Source organism: Lentzea sp. NPDC036949, assembly GCF_055608075.1.
In genome coordinates, this window is the sequence record NZ_JBVJRA010000001.1 from 141,454 (window position 1) to 159,723 (window position 18,270).

The 18,270-nt window shown below is 70.7% G+C and carries 20 protein-coding genes; 14 read left to right on the forward strand and 6 right to left on the reverse strand.

Annotated elements, in window-relative coordinates:
* Window positions 1-36: 36 nt before the first annotated feature.
* On the reverse strand, window positions 37-522 hold the full coding sequence (locus tag ACZ7CD_RS00690; protein ID WP_470370049.1) for a hypothetical protein: 486 nt from the start codon (window positions 520-522) through the stop codon (window positions 37-39).
* A 225-nt stretch (window positions 523-747) separates the two neighbouring features.
* On the opposite strand from ACZ7CD_RS00690, the gene ACZ7CD_RS00695 reads away from it, so the two are divergent.
* Entirely contained in the window at window positions 748-1,011 is a 264-nt protein-coding gene (locus tag ACZ7CD_RS00695) for a chorismate mutase (RefSeq protein ID WP_360395863.1), read from the forward strand.
* An 18-nt stretch (window positions 1,012-1,029) separates the two neighbouring features.
* Here ACZ7CD_RS00695 and ACZ7CD_RS00700 read toward each other — a convergent pair whose 3' ends face one another.
* Window positions 1,030-2,082, reverse strand: a complete 1,053-nt coding sequence (locus tag ACZ7CD_RS00700) for an arginase family protein (protein WP_470378388.1) — start codon at window positions 2,080-2,082, stop codon at window positions 1,030-1,032.
* A 70-nt stretch (window positions 2,083-2,152) separates the two neighbouring features.
* Here ACZ7CD_RS00700 and ACZ7CD_RS00705 point away from each other — a divergent pair, with 70 nt between their 5' ends.
* From ACZ7CD_RS00705 to ACZ7CD_RS00730, 6 genes are all read left to right on the forward strand, one after another.
* Entirely contained in the window at window positions 2,153-2,479 is a 327-nt protein-coding gene (locus ACZ7CD_RS00705) for a hypothetical protein (protein WP_065916047.1), read from the forward strand.
* A 102-nt stretch (window positions 2,480-2,581) separates the two neighbouring features.
* Window positions 2,582-3,445: a RodZ family helix-turn-helix domain-containing protein gene (locus ACZ7CD_RS00710; protein ID WP_360395862.1), complete on the forward strand. Its 864-nt coding sequence runs from the start codon at window positions 2,582-2,584 to the stop codon at window positions 3,443-3,445.
* Window positions 3,446-3,618: 173 nt separating this feature from the next.
* Window positions 3,619-4,464: a hypothetical protein gene (locus ACZ7CD_RS00715; protein WP_470378117.1), complete on the forward strand. Its 846-nt coding sequence runs from the start codon at window positions 3,619-3,621 to the stop codon at window positions 4,462-4,464.
* Window positions 4,465-4,668: 204 nt separating this feature from the next.
* Window positions 4,669-5,562 (forward strand): hypothetical protein, encoded by an 894-nt coding sequence (locus ACZ7CD_RS00720; protein ID WP_470378118.1) that lies wholly within the window; start codon window positions 4,669-4,671, stop codon window positions 5,560-5,562.
* Between the two features lie 147 nt (window positions 5,563-5,709).
* On the forward strand, window positions 5,710-7,047 hold the full coding sequence (locus ACZ7CD_RS00725) for a serine/threonine-protein kinase (RefSeq protein ID WP_360395856.1): 1,338 nt from the start codon (window positions 5,710-5,712) through the stop codon (window positions 7,045-7,047).
* 118 nt (window positions 7,048-7,165) lie between these two features.
* On the forward strand, window positions 7,166-8,833 hold the full coding sequence (locus ACZ7CD_RS00730) for a serine/threonine-protein kinase (protein WP_360395854.1): 1,668 nt from the start codon (window positions 7,166-7,168) through the stop codon (window positions 8,831-8,833).
* Here ACZ7CD_RS00730 and ACZ7CD_RS00735 read toward each other — a convergent pair whose 3' ends face one another.
* Window positions 8,834-9,736 (reverse strand): LysR family transcriptional regulator, encoded by a 903-nt coding sequence (locus tag ACZ7CD_RS00735; protein ID WP_360395851.1) that lies wholly within the window; start codon window positions 9,734-9,736, stop codon window positions 8,834-8,836.
* A gap of 82 nt (window positions 9,737-9,818) precedes the next feature.
* Here ACZ7CD_RS00735 and ACZ7CD_RS00740 point away from each other — a divergent pair, with 82 nt between their 5' ends.
* From ACZ7CD_RS00740 to ACZ7CD_RS00750, 3 genes are all read left to right on the forward strand, one after another.
* A complete protein-coding gene (locus tag ACZ7CD_RS00740) occupies window positions 9,819-10,745 on the forward strand; it encodes a DMT family transporter (protein ID WP_360395849.1) in 927 nt (308 codons plus the stop codon).
* Window positions 10,746-10,866: 121 nt separating this feature from the next.
* Window positions 10,867-11,286 (forward strand): SsgA family sporulation/cell division regulator, encoded by a 420-nt coding sequence (locus ACZ7CD_RS00745; protein WP_360395847.1) that lies wholly within the window; start codon window positions 10,867-10,869, stop codon window positions 11,284-11,286.
* Between the two features lie 204 nt (window positions 11,287-11,490).
* Window positions 11,491-12,777, forward strand: a complete 1,287-nt coding sequence (locus tag ACZ7CD_RS00750; protein ID WP_360395845.1) for a serine/threonine-protein kinase — start codon at window positions 11,491-11,493, stop codon at window positions 12,775-12,777.
* On the opposite strand, the gene ACZ7CD_RS00755 is transcribed toward ACZ7CD_RS00750, so the two are convergent.
* The 3 genes from ACZ7CD_RS00755 to ACZ7CD_RS00765 are packed head-to-tail and all read right to left on the reverse strand — an operon-like array spanning window position 12,761 to window position 15,259.
* Window positions 12,761-13,354 (reverse strand): phosphatase PAP2 family protein, encoded by a 594-nt coding sequence (locus ACZ7CD_RS00755; RefSeq protein ID WP_360395843.1) that lies wholly within the window; start codon window positions 13,352-13,354, stop codon window positions 12,761-12,763. The two genes, ACZ7CD_RS00750 and ACZ7CD_RS00755, sit on opposite strands and share 17 nt — an antisense overlap.
* Before the next feature lie 16 nt (window positions 13,355-13,370).
* A complete protein-coding gene (locus ACZ7CD_RS00760) occupies window positions 13,371-14,021 on the reverse strand; it encodes a response regulator transcription factor (protein WP_360395841.1) in 651 nt (216 codons plus the stop codon).
* Entirely contained in the window at window positions 14,018-15,259 is a 1,242-nt protein-coding gene (locus tag ACZ7CD_RS00765; protein WP_458434299.1) for an ATP-binding protein, read from the reverse strand. Before ACZ7CD_RS00765 ends, ACZ7CD_RS00760 begins: the two co-directional genes overlap by 4 nt.
* Window positions 15,260-15,328: 69 nt before the next feature.
* Here ACZ7CD_RS00765 and ACZ7CD_RS00770 point away from each other — a divergent pair, with 69 nt between their 5' ends.
* The 4 genes from ACZ7CD_RS00770 (at window position 15,329) to ACZ7CD_RS00785 (ending at window position 18,251) form a co-directional block, all read left to right on the forward strand.
* Window positions 15,329-16,504, forward strand: coding sequence for a PspC domain-containing protein (locus ACZ7CD_RS00770; protein WP_360395839.1), 1,176 nt, complete (start codon window positions 15,329-15,331; stop codon window positions 16,502-16,504).
* Window positions 16,497-16,700, forward strand: coding sequence for a hypothetical protein (locus ACZ7CD_RS00775; protein ID WP_360395838.1), 204 nt, complete (start codon window positions 16,497-16,499; stop codon window positions 16,698-16,700). Before ACZ7CD_RS00770 ends, ACZ7CD_RS00775 begins: the two co-directional genes overlap by 8 nt.
* A gap of 133 nt (window positions 16,701-16,833) precedes the next feature.
* Window positions 16,834-17,112, forward strand: coding sequence for a DUF4365 domain-containing protein (locus ACZ7CD_RS00780; protein WP_470378119.1), 279 nt, complete (start codon window positions 16,834-16,836; stop codon window positions 17,110-17,112).
* Complete coding sequence (locus tag ACZ7CD_RS00785; RefSeq protein WP_470378120.1) at window positions 17,097-18,251, forward strand: hypothetical protein; 1,155 nt, start codon at window positions 17,097-17,099, stop codon at window positions 18,249-18,251. Before ACZ7CD_RS00780 ends, ACZ7CD_RS00785 begins: the two co-directional genes overlap by 16 nt.
* Window positions 18,252-18,270: the final 19 nt, after the last annotated feature.

Sequence of the window (18,270 nt, forward strand, 5' to 3'; positions counted from 1 at the left end):
GTACCGCCCGACCATGTGTTCGACGAGCAGGTTCGATCAGGTGCTCGTGTCGACCTCGTAGGCGACCCCGGCATGGACGTCGTCGTGGCCCGCGCTCTCGGCGTAGACGTCGATGCTGTCCGTGTGGTGCTGGAGCCCCTTGGTGCCCAGCGTCAGCGTCGGGAACGCCTCGTCCGGCACCGCGAGGAAGTCGGCCTGGCAGTGGACGCCCTCGACGCCGGGACCACCCGCGACGTCCCAGCACGTCCAGTGGTCACCCTCGTAGCCGGTGACCTCCAGCTCGTCAGTCGGGAACGAGACGCGGACGTACAGGTCGTCGACGTCGACCGCCGACCGGTTCGTGATGTCGATCGCGAAGCCGCCCGCGTACCCGCCCCTGATCTTCCAGGTGCCGTCCGGCCCGACCAGCCAGCCGGAGGTGGGCGTGAGCGCGACCGACGCGAAGCCGGTCTCCGCCTGAGCGGCGGGAACGGTGAAGGCGGACAGCACGAGGGCAGCAGCCACCCCGAGCACGTACTTCATGAAGACCCCCAGGTCACTGTGTGAGACGCCGAAGCGTGAACGGCGCGACATGTGGCACACTACGTCCATGCGCGCGACGTTCTTCGAGTTTTTCTACGGGACCCGGACTCCGGCTCCCGTGGTCGTCCAGCGCTGACGAAGCCACCACGAAGCCCCGGAGTCCTCGGACCCCGGGGCTTCGTCGCTTCCGGGCCGGGACTCAAGAAGAGTCGAGAGGTCACCACGATGGAATCCACCACCACCGCCGCGTCCGACATCACCGAGCTGCGCGAGGAGATCGACCACCTGGACGCCGAGATACTGCGGCTGGTCCAGCGCAGGGTCGAGATCTCCAAGATCATCGGCGCCGCGCGGATGGCGGCGGGCGGCACGAAGATCGTGCACAACCGCGAGATCGACGTGCTCAACCGCTACAAGCCGCTGGGCCCCGAGGGCAAGGACCTCGCACTGGTCCTGCTCAAGATGGGTCGCGGCCCGCTCGGCAGGTAGTCGCCCACCGGCCCGGCGTCACAGGACGCCGGGCCAAAAAGGCCGCAGCGCCGCGAGCACCCGCTCGAAGTCCGCCTCCACGAGCTGGTCGTCGTCCGGCACGTAGGCCAGCGGGTCCTCCAGCAACGGCTCCGGCAGCCGCAGCAGGCCCTCCACCAGCGCGTGCAGGCACAACGCGCCGTACCCGCGCAGGTAGCCGCCCTCCTGCGTGAGCACGACGCGCGTGCCGAACGCCGCCACCCGCCGCCCGATCTCGCGGTACCCGGCGGCGGTCAGGTTGTGCCGGCCGTTCGGGTCGAACGCCGACCCGTCGAACCCCGACGCGCACACCAGCAGGTCCGGTTCGAACGACCGCAGCAACGGGAACGCGATCTCGTCCAACGCGCGCAGGTACGCCGTGTCGCCAGCACCCAGGGACAGCTCGATGTTCACGTTCCGCCCCTGCGCGCCCACCTCCGAGGGGGCGCCCGTCTGCGGGTGGTTCGCGCCCCACGCCCCGTGCCGCATGTGCACGGAGACGGTCAGCACGTCGGACCGGTCGTAGAACACCTCCTGGGTGCCGTTGCCGTGGTGCACGTCCCAGTCCAGCACCGCGACCCGCAGGCCTTGGCGCCGCGCGGTCTCCGCCACCAGCGCGGCGTTGTTCACGAAGCAGTAGCCGTCCGCCATCGCCGGCTGCGCGTGGTGGCCGGGCGGTCGCACGAGCGCGTAGGCCAGGGGTGCGCCGGACTCCAGCGCGGCCAGTGAGGTGCCCGCCGCCGCACGGACCGCGTTCCACGTCTCGGGTCCGACGACCGTGTTCACCTCCAGCGGCACACGCTCGGACACCCGCAACGAGTCCAGGTACGAAGCCGAGTGCACGTGCAGAAGCTCGTCCACGGATGCATGGCGCCCTTCGTGCCACCGGAGGTGCCCGGCCACCGGGCCGTGCATCAGCGCGTGCCGGAACGTCCGCAGCCGCGCCGCGTTCTCCGGGTGCGGCTCCGGCACGTCCAGCCACGGCCAGGAGCCCGGCAGCTCCCACAGCCCCTCGCCGGCGTCGTGCTCAAGGCAGTCGTCGTGCCAGAACATGTCCACCCGAATCGGATATCAGGGCGATCACGGATGGTCCACCGGAAAAATCCGGGGGCACACTGGAGGCATGGGCCTCATCGCCGCACTGATCGCCATCGCCGGCCTGCTCGCCGCCTTGGCGCACGACGCATACCTGGGCATGCTCGGCTCGGCCGCCGGCAAGAAGGGCGCGGCCGGAGCACCTGTCGCGCAGTTCGTCCGCAGCCGCTGGAAGGCGGCGATCATCACCACCGCGGGTGCCGTGATCGGCTTGTTGATCACCGGCGGTGACACCCTGGGCGCCGACGTCATCGGTGCGCTGATCGCCGGCGGCAGCGGTCTCGCGGCCCTGAACGGCGTGCAGCGCACGCAGAAGCAGTTGAAGAGCGGCCAAGCTCAGCTGCCTCCGCGGTAGAAGTTCACACCTCCGGGTGTCACTCGTCCTGAATTACCCCTTCAGGTCGCTTCCGCACGTCCGAACGGCCCTACCCTGGTTGCGTCGCAGAGGGGTGTCGGGATGGACGAACAACCGGGCAAACATCGTCTCGACGACTGGGTCGCACACGAACGACCCGTCGTCGGGGGCGACCGCATCCCACTGCCCCGCAGCCGCCCGATCGACCCGATCGCGGACACCGACGGGCTGCGCAAGTTCAACATCGGCATGGTTCCCGCGTCGGTCACGCCCCCGCGCACCTGGAAGCGGGCGGCGTGGTTCGCCGTCGTGTCCTCGGTGCTCGTGCTGGTCGGCCTGAGCGTCGCCGCGGCCAAGCTGGTCAGCGGCGGCGGCCAGGTCGAGCGGATCGGCCTGCCCGGCTACCCGTCGGACGTGCCGCTGATCTCGGCCCTGCCGACGGCGGTCAGCCCGACGTCCGCGACCACCGCCGGCACGCGGACGTCCCCTGCGAACACCGGCCGCGGCAACCCCGTCCCCGGCACCGGCGGCGCCACGCCCGGCTCCGCGGCGCCCCGCAGCAGCGGCCAGGGCGCCCCGACCGGCAGCGGCACCAAGCCGCCCGGCACCGCAGCGCCCGTCATCACCACCGTGCCGCTCTCGCAGGCGCCGGCGGTCGACGGCACCGAGATCGCCCAGCGGACCGAGGACTTCTACCGGGAGATGACGGCGAACGCGGACACCGCGCTCGCCCTGACCACCGACACCGTGCGCGCGAACGCCGGTTCGCTGCTGGAGGGCCGGCTCGCCGACATCTCGCTGATCGAGGTGGAGGAGATCGTGGTCGACCCCGGCAAGGGCCTCACCGTGAGCCTGCTGCGGCTCACCAAGAAGGACGGCTCGGTCAGCCAGGAGAAGCGCGAGCTCAGCTTCACGCTCGGCGAGCTGCCGCTGATCAGCGGTGAACGGTTGAAAGCCGGCGGGTGACCGGCACTCAAGGTCCGGCCCTGAGCTACCGACCGTAGTAGGTAACACCTTCGAGCGAATCCACGGCTCCGCTGGACGCCACAAACGGCTGAAGTCCGTCGAGAAACTGGCGCTGCCGCGTGAGGCCACGGTACGTCTTCAGGTGACCACGGACAGTACGGAGGACCAGGACAGTGCAGCGTCCCGCGACGACCGGACGACGTCACACCCGTGCCGGGTCGATCAGCGTGGCCGAGCTGATCAGGCAGCAGCCGGGCCCGATGCGCATCCCGTCCGCCGAGGAAGCCGCGACCGACGCGCTCGTCACGTCGTTGCTCGGCCCCACCGAGCCCGCGCCACCGGCCGGACCCGGCCGCCGGCGCCGTGCGGGCGACAGCCGCGCCGCCCAGGTCGCGGGCGTGCTCACCGGCGCGATCGTCCTCGTCTCGTCGATCGCGGGCGCGGCGATCCTCGCGGGCAGCCGCCCGCCGAACTCCGGCGTCCCGTTCACCGAGCGCCCCGTCGCGCTGTCCGGTGCGCAGGCGCTGCGCCCTGACCTGCTGTCCGCCCAGCTGCCGAGCGAGTACACACCGCCGCGGACCGCTCCCGAGGTCCCCATGCCGCAACCGTCCGCGCTGCTGCTGACCTCGCCCACGCGGTCGGCGGACCCGTCGGCCGGACCGTCGGCGGGGCCGTCGGGAGAGCTCGCCACGCCGCTGGTGTCGACCGGCCCGCAGCCGCAGGTGGACGTGGTGAAGCGGTTCTACGAGCTGCTCACGACCAAGCCGGGTGCCGCGGCCAAGCTGCTCTCGCCCGACCTGGTGGGCACGAACCCGCGGGAGTTCGTCGAGTCGTGGGGCACGATCCGCACGGTCAACGTCGACCAGACCTCGCTGCGCCCGAACGGCAGCGTGCTCGCCGTCGTCTCGATGCAGGAGTGGAACGGGAGCTGGCTGCGCATCGAGCAGCTCTTCTGGCTCACCGACACCACTCAGCCGCGGATCATCGGCACCGAGGTCCTTTCGGCGCAACGGAGCTAGCCCGCCGAGTCGGGCCGCGCTCAACCCCATTCGCCGTTCGCAGTCGAACGGTGACCGCTCGTCGCGAAGATGAGGTTCGATCGTGAAAATTCCCCCAAAGGGGTTACATCTCGGGTCACGATTCGGTATCCATGTTTCCGCCAGTGCGCAAAGCAAGCCTGGAAGGGTGAACGAGCGGTGTCGATTGAGGACCATCGTCGGCGGTTGACCGGCTCTGCCGAGTCGACCGGACAGCTGTCGGTTGCCGAGCTGATCGCCCGCCGCGAGGCGGAGACCATGCCGATCCCGGTGATCACCGACGACATCACCCCCGAAGCGTTCGAGCCGACGATCAAGTTCAGGTCGGTGCGGACCCCGGACGCCAAGCACCCCGGCAGCAAGCCGCGCAAGCAGCCCGCCAAGGAGCTGCACATCACCGAGCTGCTGCGCCGCGAAGGCCGCGGTGACGACGCGCAGAGCAGCGGCTTCACCGTCGGCAAGCTGGCCGCGGCCGCCAGTGGCGGCGTCGTGCTGTGCGGCACCGTCGCGTTCGCCGCCTCCTCCTGGCTGTCCTCCCCCGACGAGCGCCCGCTCGCCCAGGTGCGGTTCGACGAGCGGGCCCAGGCCCGTGGCGCGAGCGCCGGCACCGAGGGCGTCGTGAAGCTGCCGTCGAACAAGACGCAGCAGGCCGACCAGACCGAGACGGCCGCCGCCGACCCGACCACCGAGCAGGTGCGGGTCGCGCCGTACACGCAGCAGCCGACCCAGCAGCGCCCGGCGCAGCAGCCGCAGGTCCAGCAGCCGACGCAGCAGCAGCCCGCGCAGCCCCCGACCGCGAGCACCCCGTCGTCGGAGACGCAGACCACCCCCACCACGCCGAGCACGCCGCCGTCGAGCGAGACGCCTCCTCCGCCGCCGAGCTCGTCCAGCGCGACCCCGCCGAGCAGCAGCACCACGCCCCCGCCGCCGCCCAGCTCGTCGCAGACCCCGCTGCCCACGCCGTCGAACCCGGTGGACGTGAGCGTCGACCTCGGCGTGCTGGACCCGGTGCTCAACACCGTCGGCGGCACGGCCGAGCAGACCGTCGGCGTCTTCGACTTCTTCGCACCGGCTGAGTAACGCATCAACCCGGTAGCACACCGGTCGTACACGACAGGGGTACCCTGTGCGGGCACTCCGGACGACCGCTGACTACCGCACGAGGAGCACGAGCGTGGGACCTGCTGCCACCGCGGTCTCCCCTTCGCTGCGCGCCGGGGTGGTCACGTGACGACGTCCGACGCCACTGACGGGCGGCTGGTCGCCGACCGCTACCGCTTCCTCGACCGGATCGGCTCCGGCGCGATGGGCATCGTCTGGCGCGCCCACGACGAACGCCTCGGCCGCGAGGTCGCGATCAAGCAGCTGCTCCTCGCACCCGGCCTGGACGAGGCCGAGCAGGACGAGGCGATCCAGCGCGCCATGCGCGAGGGCCGCATCGCCGCCAAGCTCCACCACCCGAACGCCATCGCGGTGTACGACGTGGTCGAGGAGGACGGTGTCCCGTGCCTGGTCATGGAGTACCTGCCGTCCTACAGCCTCGCCGACGCGCTGGCCGAGGGCGGGCCGATGGACCCGGTCGAGGTCGCCAGCATCGGCGCCCAGTGCGCGGCGGCTCTGGCGGCGGCGCACGCGGCCGGCATCGTGCACCGGGACGTGAAGCCCGGCAACGTGCTGATCGCCGAGAACGGCATCGTCAAGATCACCGACTTCGGCATCTCGCGGGCCAGCGACGACATCACGGTCACCAAGACCGGCCTGATCGCCGGCACGCCCGCCTACCTGGCACCGGAGATCGCGCGGGGCCAGGACCCGACGCCGGCCTCCGACGTCTACTCGCTCGGCTCGACGCTGTTCGCCGCGATGGAGGGCGAACCGCCCTACGGGGTGAGCGAGAACACGCTCGGTGTTCTGCACGCCGTCGCGGCCGGCCGGATCAACCCGCCGACGGTCGACCACCCGCTCGCCGACACGCTGCTGTACCTGCTGAACTTCGAGGCCGACGACCGGCCGACGATGTCGCAGGCGCGGGAGCTGCTGGCGGCGGTCGCGAACGGCCGTGCGCCGTCGTTCACGGGCCTCGCCGCGGTGGCCGGACCCGACCCCACGGCGATCGTGGAACCCGAGCGGACGCGCATCGTCCGGGCGGCTCCGCGCACGTCGCCGCCGCGGACCGCGCCACCGATGGCGCCCGCGGCCAGGCCGCAGGACAACCGCCCGCTGGTGATCGCGGCGGTCGTGCTGGCGTTGTTGCTGGTCATCGGTGGTCTCCTGGTCGCGCTGGGCGTGTTCACCAAGGAGCAGCAGACGCCGTCCGCGCCGCCGGCGAGCTCGTCCTCCGTGGTGCCGACGACCACGACGGTGCCCGAGGTGACGACCACCACGCCCGAGGCAACGACGACGCGCGAAACAGCGCCCAGCACTACGACGACCACAACTACGACCACCACGACGACGACTACGACCACGACGCCGCCTCCGCCGTCGAAGCCTTCTTCGGTCGTGCAGACCACCACGACGGTGCCGCCTGTCACGACGACCACGACGAACGCCCAACAGGGTTAGGCACGGTTCGGCCGTAGTTATCTCGTAAGGTGGGTAACCGCACCGATGGGTGATGTGAACTCAGACGTGTGATGAGCCGTTGAACAGAGAGCAAGTGACCGCACAGCGGGGAGCAACTGTGACCGACGATGGCCGATTGGTCGCTGGTCGCTACCGATTGAGCCAGCGCATCGGTAGCGGTGCCATGGGCGTCGTCTGGACAGCACACGACGAGCGCCTGCACCGGACCGTCGCGGTCAAGCAGCTGCTCCTGCAGCCAGGGCTCGCCGACGGCGACGTGGACGAGGCGAAGAGACGTGCCATGCGCGAGGGCCGCATCGCCGCGCGCCTGCAGCACCCGCACGCCGTCGCCGTGTACGACGTGGCCGAGGACGACGGCCAGCCGTGGCTCGTGATGGAGTACCTGCCGTCGAAGAGCCTGTCCGGCGTCCTGTCCGAACGCGGCACGCTCCCGCCGCGCGACGTGGCCTCGATCGGCATGCAGGTCGCCTCCGCGCTGGCCGCCGCGCACAACGCGGGCATCGTGCACCGCGACATCAAGCCCGGCAACGTGCTGCTCGGCGACGACGGCACCGTGAAGATCACCGACTTCGGCATCTCCCGCGCGACCGGCGACGTCACCGTCACCGCCACGGGCATGCTCGCCGGTACCCCCGCCTACCTCGCCCCCGAGGTCGCCAAGGGCTACGACCCCGGCAGCCCGTCCGACGTGTTCTCCCTCGGCTCCACGCTGTACGCCGCGATCGAGGGCGAGCCGCCGTTCGGCCTGAGCGAGAACACCATCGCCCTGCTGCACAAGGTCGCCTCCGGCAAGGTCAACCCGCCGCGCAACGCCGGCCCGCTGACCGCGCTGCTCATGCGCCTGCTCCGCTCGGAGCCGGAGGAGCGCCCGACGATGGTCGAGGCCCGCGACGCGCTCGCCGCGGTCGCCAACGGCCAGGCCACCCCCGCTTTCACGCCCTCCGTGGTCGCCCCGACGCACCCGCCGTCGTGGCGCGGTGCCCCGGTCCAGCAGCCCCAGTCGGCCGCGACCCGCGCGCTCCCGCCCCCGCCGCCACCCAACGCGACGCGGGTCGACATGCACTCGCACGCGCCGCACACGCCGCCCCGCGCGATGCCGGCGCAGCAGCACCAGCCCCAGCAGCACCAGTCACAGCAGCAGCACCACCGCCCGGCCGCCGCACCGCAGTACTCGCAGCGCCCCAAGCCCTCCCGCCCGGCGCCGTCGTCGTCGTCGAAGAGCAAGAAGTCGACCGTCTACACCGCGATCGCGATCGTGGCGGCCGCGGTCGTCGGCATCATGTTCGCGAGCATGATCTCGAACGGTGGCGGCGGGAACAACGGCAACGGCAACAACAACGCCGGCGGCAACACCTCCACGCAGCAGACGACGGGCAACAACGCGGACCCGACGAACACGGAGAAGCCGAAGATCCTCGAAAAGGCAGGCGCGTGGAGCGCCAGCCCTTCGGTGGAAGAGCGGCAGGCGCTGCTGGAGGCCTACCTGCAGCTGGCCACCAGTTCACCGGAAGAGGCGTGGAAGATGGGCAACGCCGACTTCCAGGCCAACTACCCCGGTGGCATGGCCGGCTTCAAGACCTTCTGGTCGCCCTACAAGCAGGCCAAGCTGGTGAACGCCGACCAGCGGCAGGAGTTCTACTACGTCGTGGACGTCGAGGTCACGAAGAAGGACGGCACGAAGGCGACCATGCAGCGGCAGATCTCGCTGTGGTGGCGCAACAGCAACTTCTTGCTGAGCTACGACAAGCCGTTCGGCGGGGCGTAGTCAGGAGGCCCGCGCGGCTTTCTCCAGCGCCTCGGCCAGCGCGAGCACCGCGGGGTTCCACGCGGCCTCCTCGCGGTAGACGACGTGGATGTGCCGCACCGGTTCGGGGTTGCGCACCTTGCGCAGCACCACGCCCGGATGCGCGTAGCCCAGCCCGAGCCGCGGGATGATCGTGACGCCGAGCCCGGCCGCCACGAAGCCCTGCGCGGTCGCGTAGTCGTCGCTCTCCACCACGACCTGCGGCGCGAAGCCGGCGCCCGCGCACGCGTTCGGCACGAGGTCCTTGCACGGTCCGGAGGCGCCGCAGTCGGCGTAGATCCACGACTCGTCGGCCAGCTCGCCGAGGTCCAGGACGCGTTTGCGGGCCAGGGCGTGGCCGCGGGGCAGGACGGCGTAGAACGGGTCGGTGAGCAGGTGGCGGGCGACCATGCCGGCGGGGGCGGGCTCGTCGGGTTCCATGACCGTGATGGCGACGTCCGCGCGGCCGGCGGCGAGCTCCTCGAAGGGGTCGGCCGGCTCGGTGAGCTTCAGGTCGAGCTCGACACCGGAGCGTTCGGCGCGGAACTGGGCCACGGCGGGTGGCACGAGGGCGGCGCCGGCGGTGGCGAAGTAGCGGACGCGCAGGGTGCCCGCGCAGCCGTTGCGCAGCGCGGTGAGGGCGCTCTCGGCCTCGGCCAGCTGTTCGGTGAGGCGGGCTGCGTGCTCGGTGAGCAGGCGGCCGGCGGCGGTGGGGCGGACGCCGCGGCCCACGCGTTCCAGCAGCGGGAGGCCCGCCTGCTTCTCCAGGCCCGCCACCTGCTGGGAGATCGCGGACGGGGTGTAGCCGAGGTTCGTGGCGGCCGCGGTGATGGAACCCGTGGTCACGACGGCCCTGAGGACCTGCATGCGGCGCACGTCGAGCATGCCCCGACCATACAGCGGTACTTAAAGGTTATGCACAACAATTAAATTGTCTTTACGGGTTGTGCGGCGCATCGTTGTCCGCGTGAACCAACGCGGAACGTTGATCAGGATGGGCGTGCTCGCCCTGCTGTGGGGATCCAGCTTCCTGTGGATGAAGCTCGCGCTGGGGAGCCTGTCGCCCCTGCAGATCTCGATCGTGCGGACGTTCTTCGGGGCGCTCGTGCTGTTCGTGGTGCTCGCCACCGCGCGGATGACCCTGCCGCGGAACCGGCGGATCTGGGCGCACATGACGTTCGTCGCGTTCTTCGGCAGCGCGGTCCCGTTCACGCTCTTCGCCATCGGCGGCCAGACCGTCGACTCCGGCGTGTCCGGGGTGCTCAACTCCACGACGCCGCTGTTCGCGCTGGCCATCGGGCTCGTGCTGGGCACGGAGAAGATCAGCGACCTGGTTCGCATGCTCGGGCTGGGGCTGGGCTTCGCGGGCGTCCTGCTGATCTTCGCGCCGTGGCAGCAGGCCAACAGCATCGCGAGCTGGGGCGCGGTCCTGTGCCTGGCCGGCGCCGCGAGCTACGCCATCGGTTACTCGTACGCGGGCCGCTACCTGGTCAACACGGGCGCCACCTCGACGCAGCTGGCGGCGATGCAGCTGACCACCGCGATGGGCATGCTGCTGCTGGCGCTGCCGTTCGGCGGCCTGCAGCCGCTGCACCTGCACTGGATCGGCGTGGTCGCCGTCATCGTCCTCGGCGTCGCCGGCACCGGTGTCGCGTTCATCCTCAACTACCGCGTCATCGCCGACGAGGGCGCCACCACGGCGACTACGGTCGGTTACCTGCTCCCGGTCGTGTCGGTACTCCTCGGAGCGGTCTTCCTCGGGGAGCAACTGAACGCAAGGGTCGTGATCGGGATGCTGGTGGTCCTGATGGGCGTCGCGCTGACCCGCCGGAAGCCCGTCTCGGCAGGTCAGGGCGTCTCACCAAACGAGACGCACGACCTGGTCAAACGCTGAGGTGTGAGACGTGCGTCTCCCCCAATAGGATGGTTCCGAGACGAATCGCGTCCTTATCGAGCTGCTGAGCCGTCTCCTCATTGTTGAAGGAGATGGACAACCGCCTGAGAAGGACATCGACATGAACAACGAAAACCTGAAGGTCGTCACCCGCACCACTTTTCACCTCCTCGCCCCCGGCGCGGCCCCCGCACCGGTGGAGGCGGAGCTGGTCTACGACCCAGAAGACCCCTACGCCGTCGCCATCGTGTTCCACACGGGCTCCGGCCGGGTCGAGTGGATGTTCGCCCGCGACCTGCTGGCCGACGGCCTGCTGACGCCGTGCGGCGAGGGCGACATCCTGGTCCGCCCGGCCTCCGACGACCCGGAGCGGGTGCTGGTCGAGCTGAACGCGCCGACCGGGTTCGCGATCCTGAGCGCCGTCGCCGAAGACGTGGCGACGTTCCTCGACAGCTCCTACGACGTCGTCCAGCCGGGCGAAGAGGACCTGTGGATCGACTTCGACCGGGAGCTGCAGAAGCTGGTCTCGACGCTCGACTAGTGCGCCTGCGCGTGCCGGTCGGACGGTGGCAGGGGCGCGGGACGAGGTGGCCAACCAGCTCGTCACCCGAGACCACCGACGGCATGGTGCCCGACGTCGTGGGCAGCGACGACGCACCAGGCACGGTCCCCACCGCGGCACCACGCGAACGGCTTCGACGGGAACCCCGCAAAGCGCGGACCCGACCTTGACTACTCTGGCGGTGTGACAACCGTCGGGGGCCGCTACACGCTGCTGGAGCGCGTCGGCAGCGGAGCGATGGGGGTGGTCTGGCGGGCGCGGGACCAGGTTCTGGCGCGCGAGGTCGCTGTCAAGCAGCTCGTCACCGGCGACCACCAGCGCGCCATGCGGGAAGCGCGCAACGCGGCGAGACTGCACCACCCGCACGCGATCGCGGTGTTCGACGTCGTCGGGGACGACGAGGAGCAGCCGTGGATCGTCATGGAGTACCTGCCGTCGCAGAGCCTCTCGGCGTTGCTCGCCGACAAGGGGCCGCTAAAGCCGGCCCAGGCCGCGCGGATCGGCGGGTTCATCGCCTCGGCGCTGTCCGCGGCGCACACCGCGGGGCTGGTGCACCGCGACATCAAGCCGGGCAACGTCCTGATCGGCCACGACGGCACGGTCAAGATCACCGACTTCGGCATCTCCAAGTCCAGCGGTGACGGCACGCTGACCGACACCGGCATGATCTCGGGCACCCCCGCCTACCTCGCACCCGAGGTGGCGCGCGGTGAGCACCCCGACGAGGCCTCCGACGTGTTCTCGCTCGGCGCCACGATCTACACGGCGATCGAGGGCGAGTCCGTCTACGGGCCCAGCGACAACAGCTTCGGCCTCATCTACCGGGCCGCGAGCGGGCAGCTGCGGGACGCCAAGAACGCGGGTGAGCTCACGCCGTTGCTGAACCGGCTGCTCGCCGCCGACCCGAAGGACCGGCCGACCGCGCAGGAGGCCGCCGACCTGCTGGCCGCCTCACCGCAGCCGTCGCAGCCGCTGGTGCTGCCGCCCGAGCTGCCCCGGCGCAAGCCGCCGAACCGGCGGATCCTGACCGTGCTGTCGCTCATCGGGCTGCTGGCGATCGGCGGTGGTGCGGCGGCCGCCTACTGGAACGGCACGGGCAACGACACCCCGGTCAACCAGAGCAGCTTCCCCAGGGACACCGGCGCCCGCTACTTCTCCGCCGCGGAGGCGGAGTCCTTCGTGCAGAACCACTACGCCGAGCTCCCGGCCAGGGCCGAGGTGGCGTGGCGCAACCTGCACGGCAAGGCCAGCGAGCCCGTGGACGTGTACCTGTCGCGCTGGTCGGGCTACCGGTCGGTCAAGTGCAACCCCTCCAGCACGCCCATCCGCTCGGACGGGCCGAACTGGGTGGTCACGGTCGACCTGAACCTCCAGACCACCGGCGGCCAGCTGCAGGCTGGCACCTACGAGGTCGTGGTCGCCGCGGTCAACAACGAGATGAAGATCGTCAGCATCATCCAAACGAGGTGAGCAGCAGCCAGAACGTGCCGCCGCCCACGACCAGGCCCATCGCCGTGCCGCCGAGCACCTGCCCGAGCGTGTGGTCGCCGAGCTGGACGCGCGACCACGACACCAGCGCGGCGGGCAGTGCGATCAGCAGCGGCCACGGGCCGTAGACGATCGCCAGCGTCACGACGGCGGCCCACGCCACGCCGGCGTGCAGCGAGATCTTCCACTTCAGCCCGAACGTGATCGCCATGCTGACGAGCAGCGAGGCGAACATGCTCCCGGCCAGCGCGAGCATGCTGGCCGGGGCGTCGCCCAGCAGCATGACCACGGTGCCGGCCGCGAGCGACGCACCCGCCGTGAGCAGCGGGACCAGCCGGCCCTCGCGGTTCGTGACGTGGTGGCCGTCCCACTTGCCCTTGCGCGCGCCGCGCACGATGACGGCCATGGGGATGACGGACGCCGTCACGGCGACGACGAGACCCCACAGCACCGTCTTCCACAGCCCGTCGGAGGCCGCGGCGACGATGAACGGCAGCAGGACGATCCAGACCCACGGCGCCAGCACCTCGGTGGCAGCGCGAGCGACCTTCGTGACCAAAGCCCCCGGGAACCCTTCAGACCAGTCGGCGGTCGGTGGCCCAGCGGGAGAGCTCGTACCGGTTGGAGAGCTGGGTCTTCCGCAGGACGCTCGACACGTGCGTCTCCACCGTCTTCACGCTGATGAACAGCTCGGACGCGATTTCCTTGTAAGCGTAGCCACGGGCCAGCAGCCGCAGGACGTCGCGTTCCCTGGGGGTCAGCAGGTCGAGCTCGGGGTCGCTGATCGGCGCGGCACCCGGCCGGTCGGCGAACGCGTCCAGGACGAACCCGGCGAGGCGCGGGGAGAACACCGCGTCGCCCTCGCTGACCCGCACGACCGCCTTGACCAGCTCCTGGCTGGAGATCGTCTTGGTCACGTACCCGCGCGCACCGGCGCGGATGACGTTGATGACGTCCTCGGCGGCGTCCGAGACCGACAGCGCGAGGAACGTGACCTCGGGGATCTTGGTCCGGATCTGCCGCAGCACCTCGGCGCCGCCGCCGTCGGGCATGTGCACGTCGAGCAGCACGACGTCCGGCTTGAGGTGGGCGATGCCCGCGACCGCCTCGCCGACGCCGCCCGCCTCGCCGACCACCTCGACCTCGTCGGTGATCGTGTCGAGCTCGGCACGCACCCCCGCGCGGAACAACGCGTGGTCGTCCACCAGGAACACCCTGACGCTCATGTCCTGGCCTCCGTCTTCCTCGGCATCTCGAGCTGCACCTCGGTCCCCTCACCGGGCGCGGTCCGCAGCCGCGCCTCGCCACCGTGCCTGCTCATCCTCCCCCGGATGCTGCCGGCGAGGCCATGCCGGTCCTCCGGCACGGTGTCGGGGTCGAAGCCCTTGCCCCGGTCGCGCACGAACACCGTCACCTTTTCGGGTTCCACCTCCGCGTACACGCTGACCTCGGCCACCCCCGCGTGCTTGGCCGCGTTGACGATCGCCTCCCGCGCCGCCTGCACCAGCGGGATCAGCCCGTCCTCCAGCTCGCAGTCGCCGACCACGACCTGCTGCACGGCGATGGCGAAGTCGTCCTCCACCTCGGCGCAGGCCTGGGCGATGGCCACGCTGACCGTCTGCGGCTGTTCGCCCACCTCACGGCCGTAGAGCCAGCTGCGCAGCTCCCGTTCCTGGCTGCGGGCCAGGCGCTTGACCTCGCGTGACGACTCGGCCTGCTTCTGGATGAGCGCAAGCGTTTGCAGCACGGAGTCGTGCAGGTGGGCGGCGATCTCGGCGCGTTCCTCGGTGCGGATGCGGGCCCGGCGCTCGGAGTCCAGGTCGCGCACCAGCCGCATCCACAGCGGCACGGTGAGCACGGCGACGCCGATCAGGGTCGCGAGCACGGAGAGCACGACCGTGGAGAGGTTCTGGAGGGAGTCGTTGGCGACCAGGAACGCGGCGACCCCCGCCACGACCAGGGCACCACCCGCCAGCGTCCGCACGATCCCCGTCTTCCCCTGGGCCATCGCCCCGTCGCGCCACCGGCGCCGCTGGGCCTCGTCGGCCTCCCGCCACACGACGGCGGCACCCACGAGCGCCACGGCGATCGGGCCGGTGATCCAGCCGCTCCAGCCGCTCGCACCGCCGTTGATCAGGCCGGTGAAGACCGCGACGCCGATGCCGACGGCCGCGAGCCCCACTGCCTGCTGCCACTCCTTGCGGTCCTGCTCGGTCTCGGGCTCCGCCACCGGCGACTGCGGGACGAACATCCACAGCAGCGCGTAGGCGATGATCCCCACACCGCTGAACGCGGCGAAGACGGCGAACACCAGGCGCACCCAGAAGACGGGTGCGCCCAGGTGGTTCGCCAGCCCGCTCGCGACGCCCGCGATCACCCGGCCGGTGCGGCGGCGGCGCATCGGCTCGATCCCTGCACTCACCACCTGATCGTCACACGTCCCGGCGGGTTGTTCATCAGGGATGACCCCGGTTCGCGGAATCAGGGCTGCTCCCTGATGTGGTTCGCGCTCCGGCAGCGCAACCTTGTCGTCGTGAGCGGGACTGAGAAGGCAATGCAGGGCGTGGCGGACACGCTCAGGGAGTTCTGGGCCCACCGGCCGGTGCGGCCCCGTGCAGGGCGGAAGCTCGGCGGCGTCGCCACCGGCATCGCCCTGCGCTACCAGATCGACCCGGTGATCGTGCGGATCGCCTTCGTCGCGCTCGCGTTGTCGGGCGGCGTCGGCCTGCCGCTGTACCTCGCGGGCTGGCTGGTGCTGCCGGAGGAGGGCGACGCGGTGTCGCCGCTGGAGGCGCTGGTCCACAAGGGACAGAGCGAGATGCCGCCGGCCAAGACGCTGTTCCTCGGCATCCTCATGTTCCCGGCGCTCGCCTTCACGTTCGGCAGCGGCGGCTTCCAGGTCGTCGTGACGCTGGCGGCGGCGGTCGGCGGCGTGTACCTGCTGCAGAAGAACCGGGGACACCTGCAGCCGGCGACGACGCTGGCCGAACCACCGCCCGTGCCACCGGTGCCGGGGGCACCGGCCTGGGACCCGCTGGGCGCCGCCCCGTTCGCGTGGGACCTGCCCGAACCGGCACCCGCCCCGGCCCCGCCCCCCGCACCGCGCCCGCGCAAGCCGCGGATCGGCCTGGCGACCCTGGGCGTGATGATGCTGGTGGTCGCCGGCTCCGCCATCGCGGCCCCGGTCGTGCCGTGGTTCACCGCGCCGCACGTCATCGGCCTGGCGATCGCCGTGCTGGCCGCGGGTCTGCTGGTCGGTGCCTTCACTGGCGGCGGTCGCGGCCTGGTGTGGCTGCTGGTCCCGCTGGCGGTGGTCGGCTTCGGCGTGACCGCCGTCGACTTCGACGGCCCCACCACGGTCAGCAGCATCTCCCCCACGCCCAAGACGCTCGACGAGGTGCAGGCGAAGTACTCGATCGGCGTCGGCAGCGTGCTCTTGGACCTGCGCGAGTTGCCGGACTCCGGTTCGGTGCAGACCGCCGTGAACGCCGACCTGGGCGAGGTCGTCGTGCACGTGCCGAAGACCGCCGACGTCACGTTCACCTGCGACGCCACGTCCATCGGTGAGCTCGACTGCCTCGACCGCAAGGCGGAGGGCGGCGCCGTGCAGGTCGAGGGCAAGGACCTCGGCGACGACGGCGAAGGCGGCTTGAAGATCGACCTGGACGTTCGCACGAGCGTCGGAGAGGTGAGGGTGCTCCGTGGCTGAGCAGACTTCCGGACAGGCCGTGCGCCGCCGGATCGACGTGGTGGGCCTGGTGTTCGGCATCGGCGGGCTGCTGACAGCGGCCTACGTGCTGAGCGACGGGCGGTTCTGGTTCGACTTCCGGTGGGCGCTGGGAGGGACGGCGATCCTGGTGGGTGTGGTCCTGCTGACCAACTCACTGCGCCGACGGCAGCGCTGACCGAACGCGAGAGGCCCCCGGCGTCCTGCCGGGGGCCTCGTCACGCTTCCGGGTGACGAAGATCGATTCCTCCCTGCGTCGGACCGGCCGCTCCCTGTGGTGCTGCCAGTTCGCCGCCACGAGGAGGGAGCCCATGGCCGACGGAAGCGGCAGCGCGGAAGCACCACTTGACGGAGGCTTGCCGTTCACAGCTCGTCAGGAGCAGTTCGGTCTCGCTTTCGTGAAGATGATCGCTGCTGCGGCCGGCTGTTCGATCAAGTGGCACGCAACCGACTACGACGGCGTCGACATCACCATCTCGTCGTCGACCGAGTACGTGAAGTACTACTGCCCGGAGTTCGAGCTCCAGCTCAAGTGCACCACGCAGCACGACCGGCTTCGCGACACACACTCCACATGGACGACCTGGTGAGCAGCCCGTCACTCGACGACTACCGCGAACTCGCCGAAAGCCTCCACCCGCTGGCGGTGCAGCAGTACCTCGCTGCCAACGACTGGCAACTCGAAGCACAGGTTCCCGACGTCCGGCAGATCTGGCGCCTCCACGACCGAGCACGGGTGATGCTCCCCCTGGCAACGGACTTCGTCGACTTCGCCCAGCGCTTCCGCGACACCCTCCGGTCGTTGGCCACCGTGTACGCCTGGGATCCGCAGCGGCTGGCCGAGCGGATCACGGCGACCCGTGCCGACCTGTTCTTCGTCCGGTTCGACCAGATCATGATCGACGGAACGCTGCCGTTCAAACAGGCGGGGAGAACCCTTGACGGCCTGTTCAAGATGATGAAGGCCGCTGCCACCTCGGCCGACGATCCGACGCATTCCCACCGAGGCCGCCGCTCCAGCACGGTGAACGACTTCCTGGACGACGACATCCGGCTCGGGCACACCAAGCGCGGCAGTTTCGTCTTCACGGTCGTCACCCGGCTCGGAGATCCGCTGCCCGATCACGAGGACGGCCCGGAGGCTCCCTTCCAGCGCCGCGTGATGGAAACGCTCGCCACGGGTCTGCACGCGGCCAGGGACCTCTCGCTGAGCTGGAACCCCGGTGCGGTCGAACGTGCCGCGGAACAGGGACTCAGCGCCAACCTCGTGGAGTCGCTCCAAGATCTGACGGAGTCGGACACCCTGCGCGAACTGGACCTCTCGTTCGACTGGGCGGCGAGCGCGCCGCCGCCGGAGGTCCCCTCCTCTCGCATCGTGATCAACCGCGATGCGATCGCGGGGCTGCCGCGTGTTCGGGAACGTCTGGTGCGCCGTGAGGAACCGCCGAGCACCGAGACACTCGTCGGCCAGGTCCGCTCGCTGACGAGGGAGGAGTCGAGCGGCGACGACCAGGAGGAAACGACGATCGTGCTGAGCGCCGAGGTCCGGGGGCGCACACGAAAGATCCACATCCCGTTGAGCGGGGACGACTACGGCTGGGCGATCTTCGCCCACACCAACGGACTGCCGTTCACGGTGACCGGCAACCTCGCTTTCGAGCGCGGCGCGTGGCGGTTGACCGGACCGGTCGCGGTCGACTCCAGTTTTCTCCGGCACCGGCAGCGCTGACCGAACGCGAGAGGCCCCC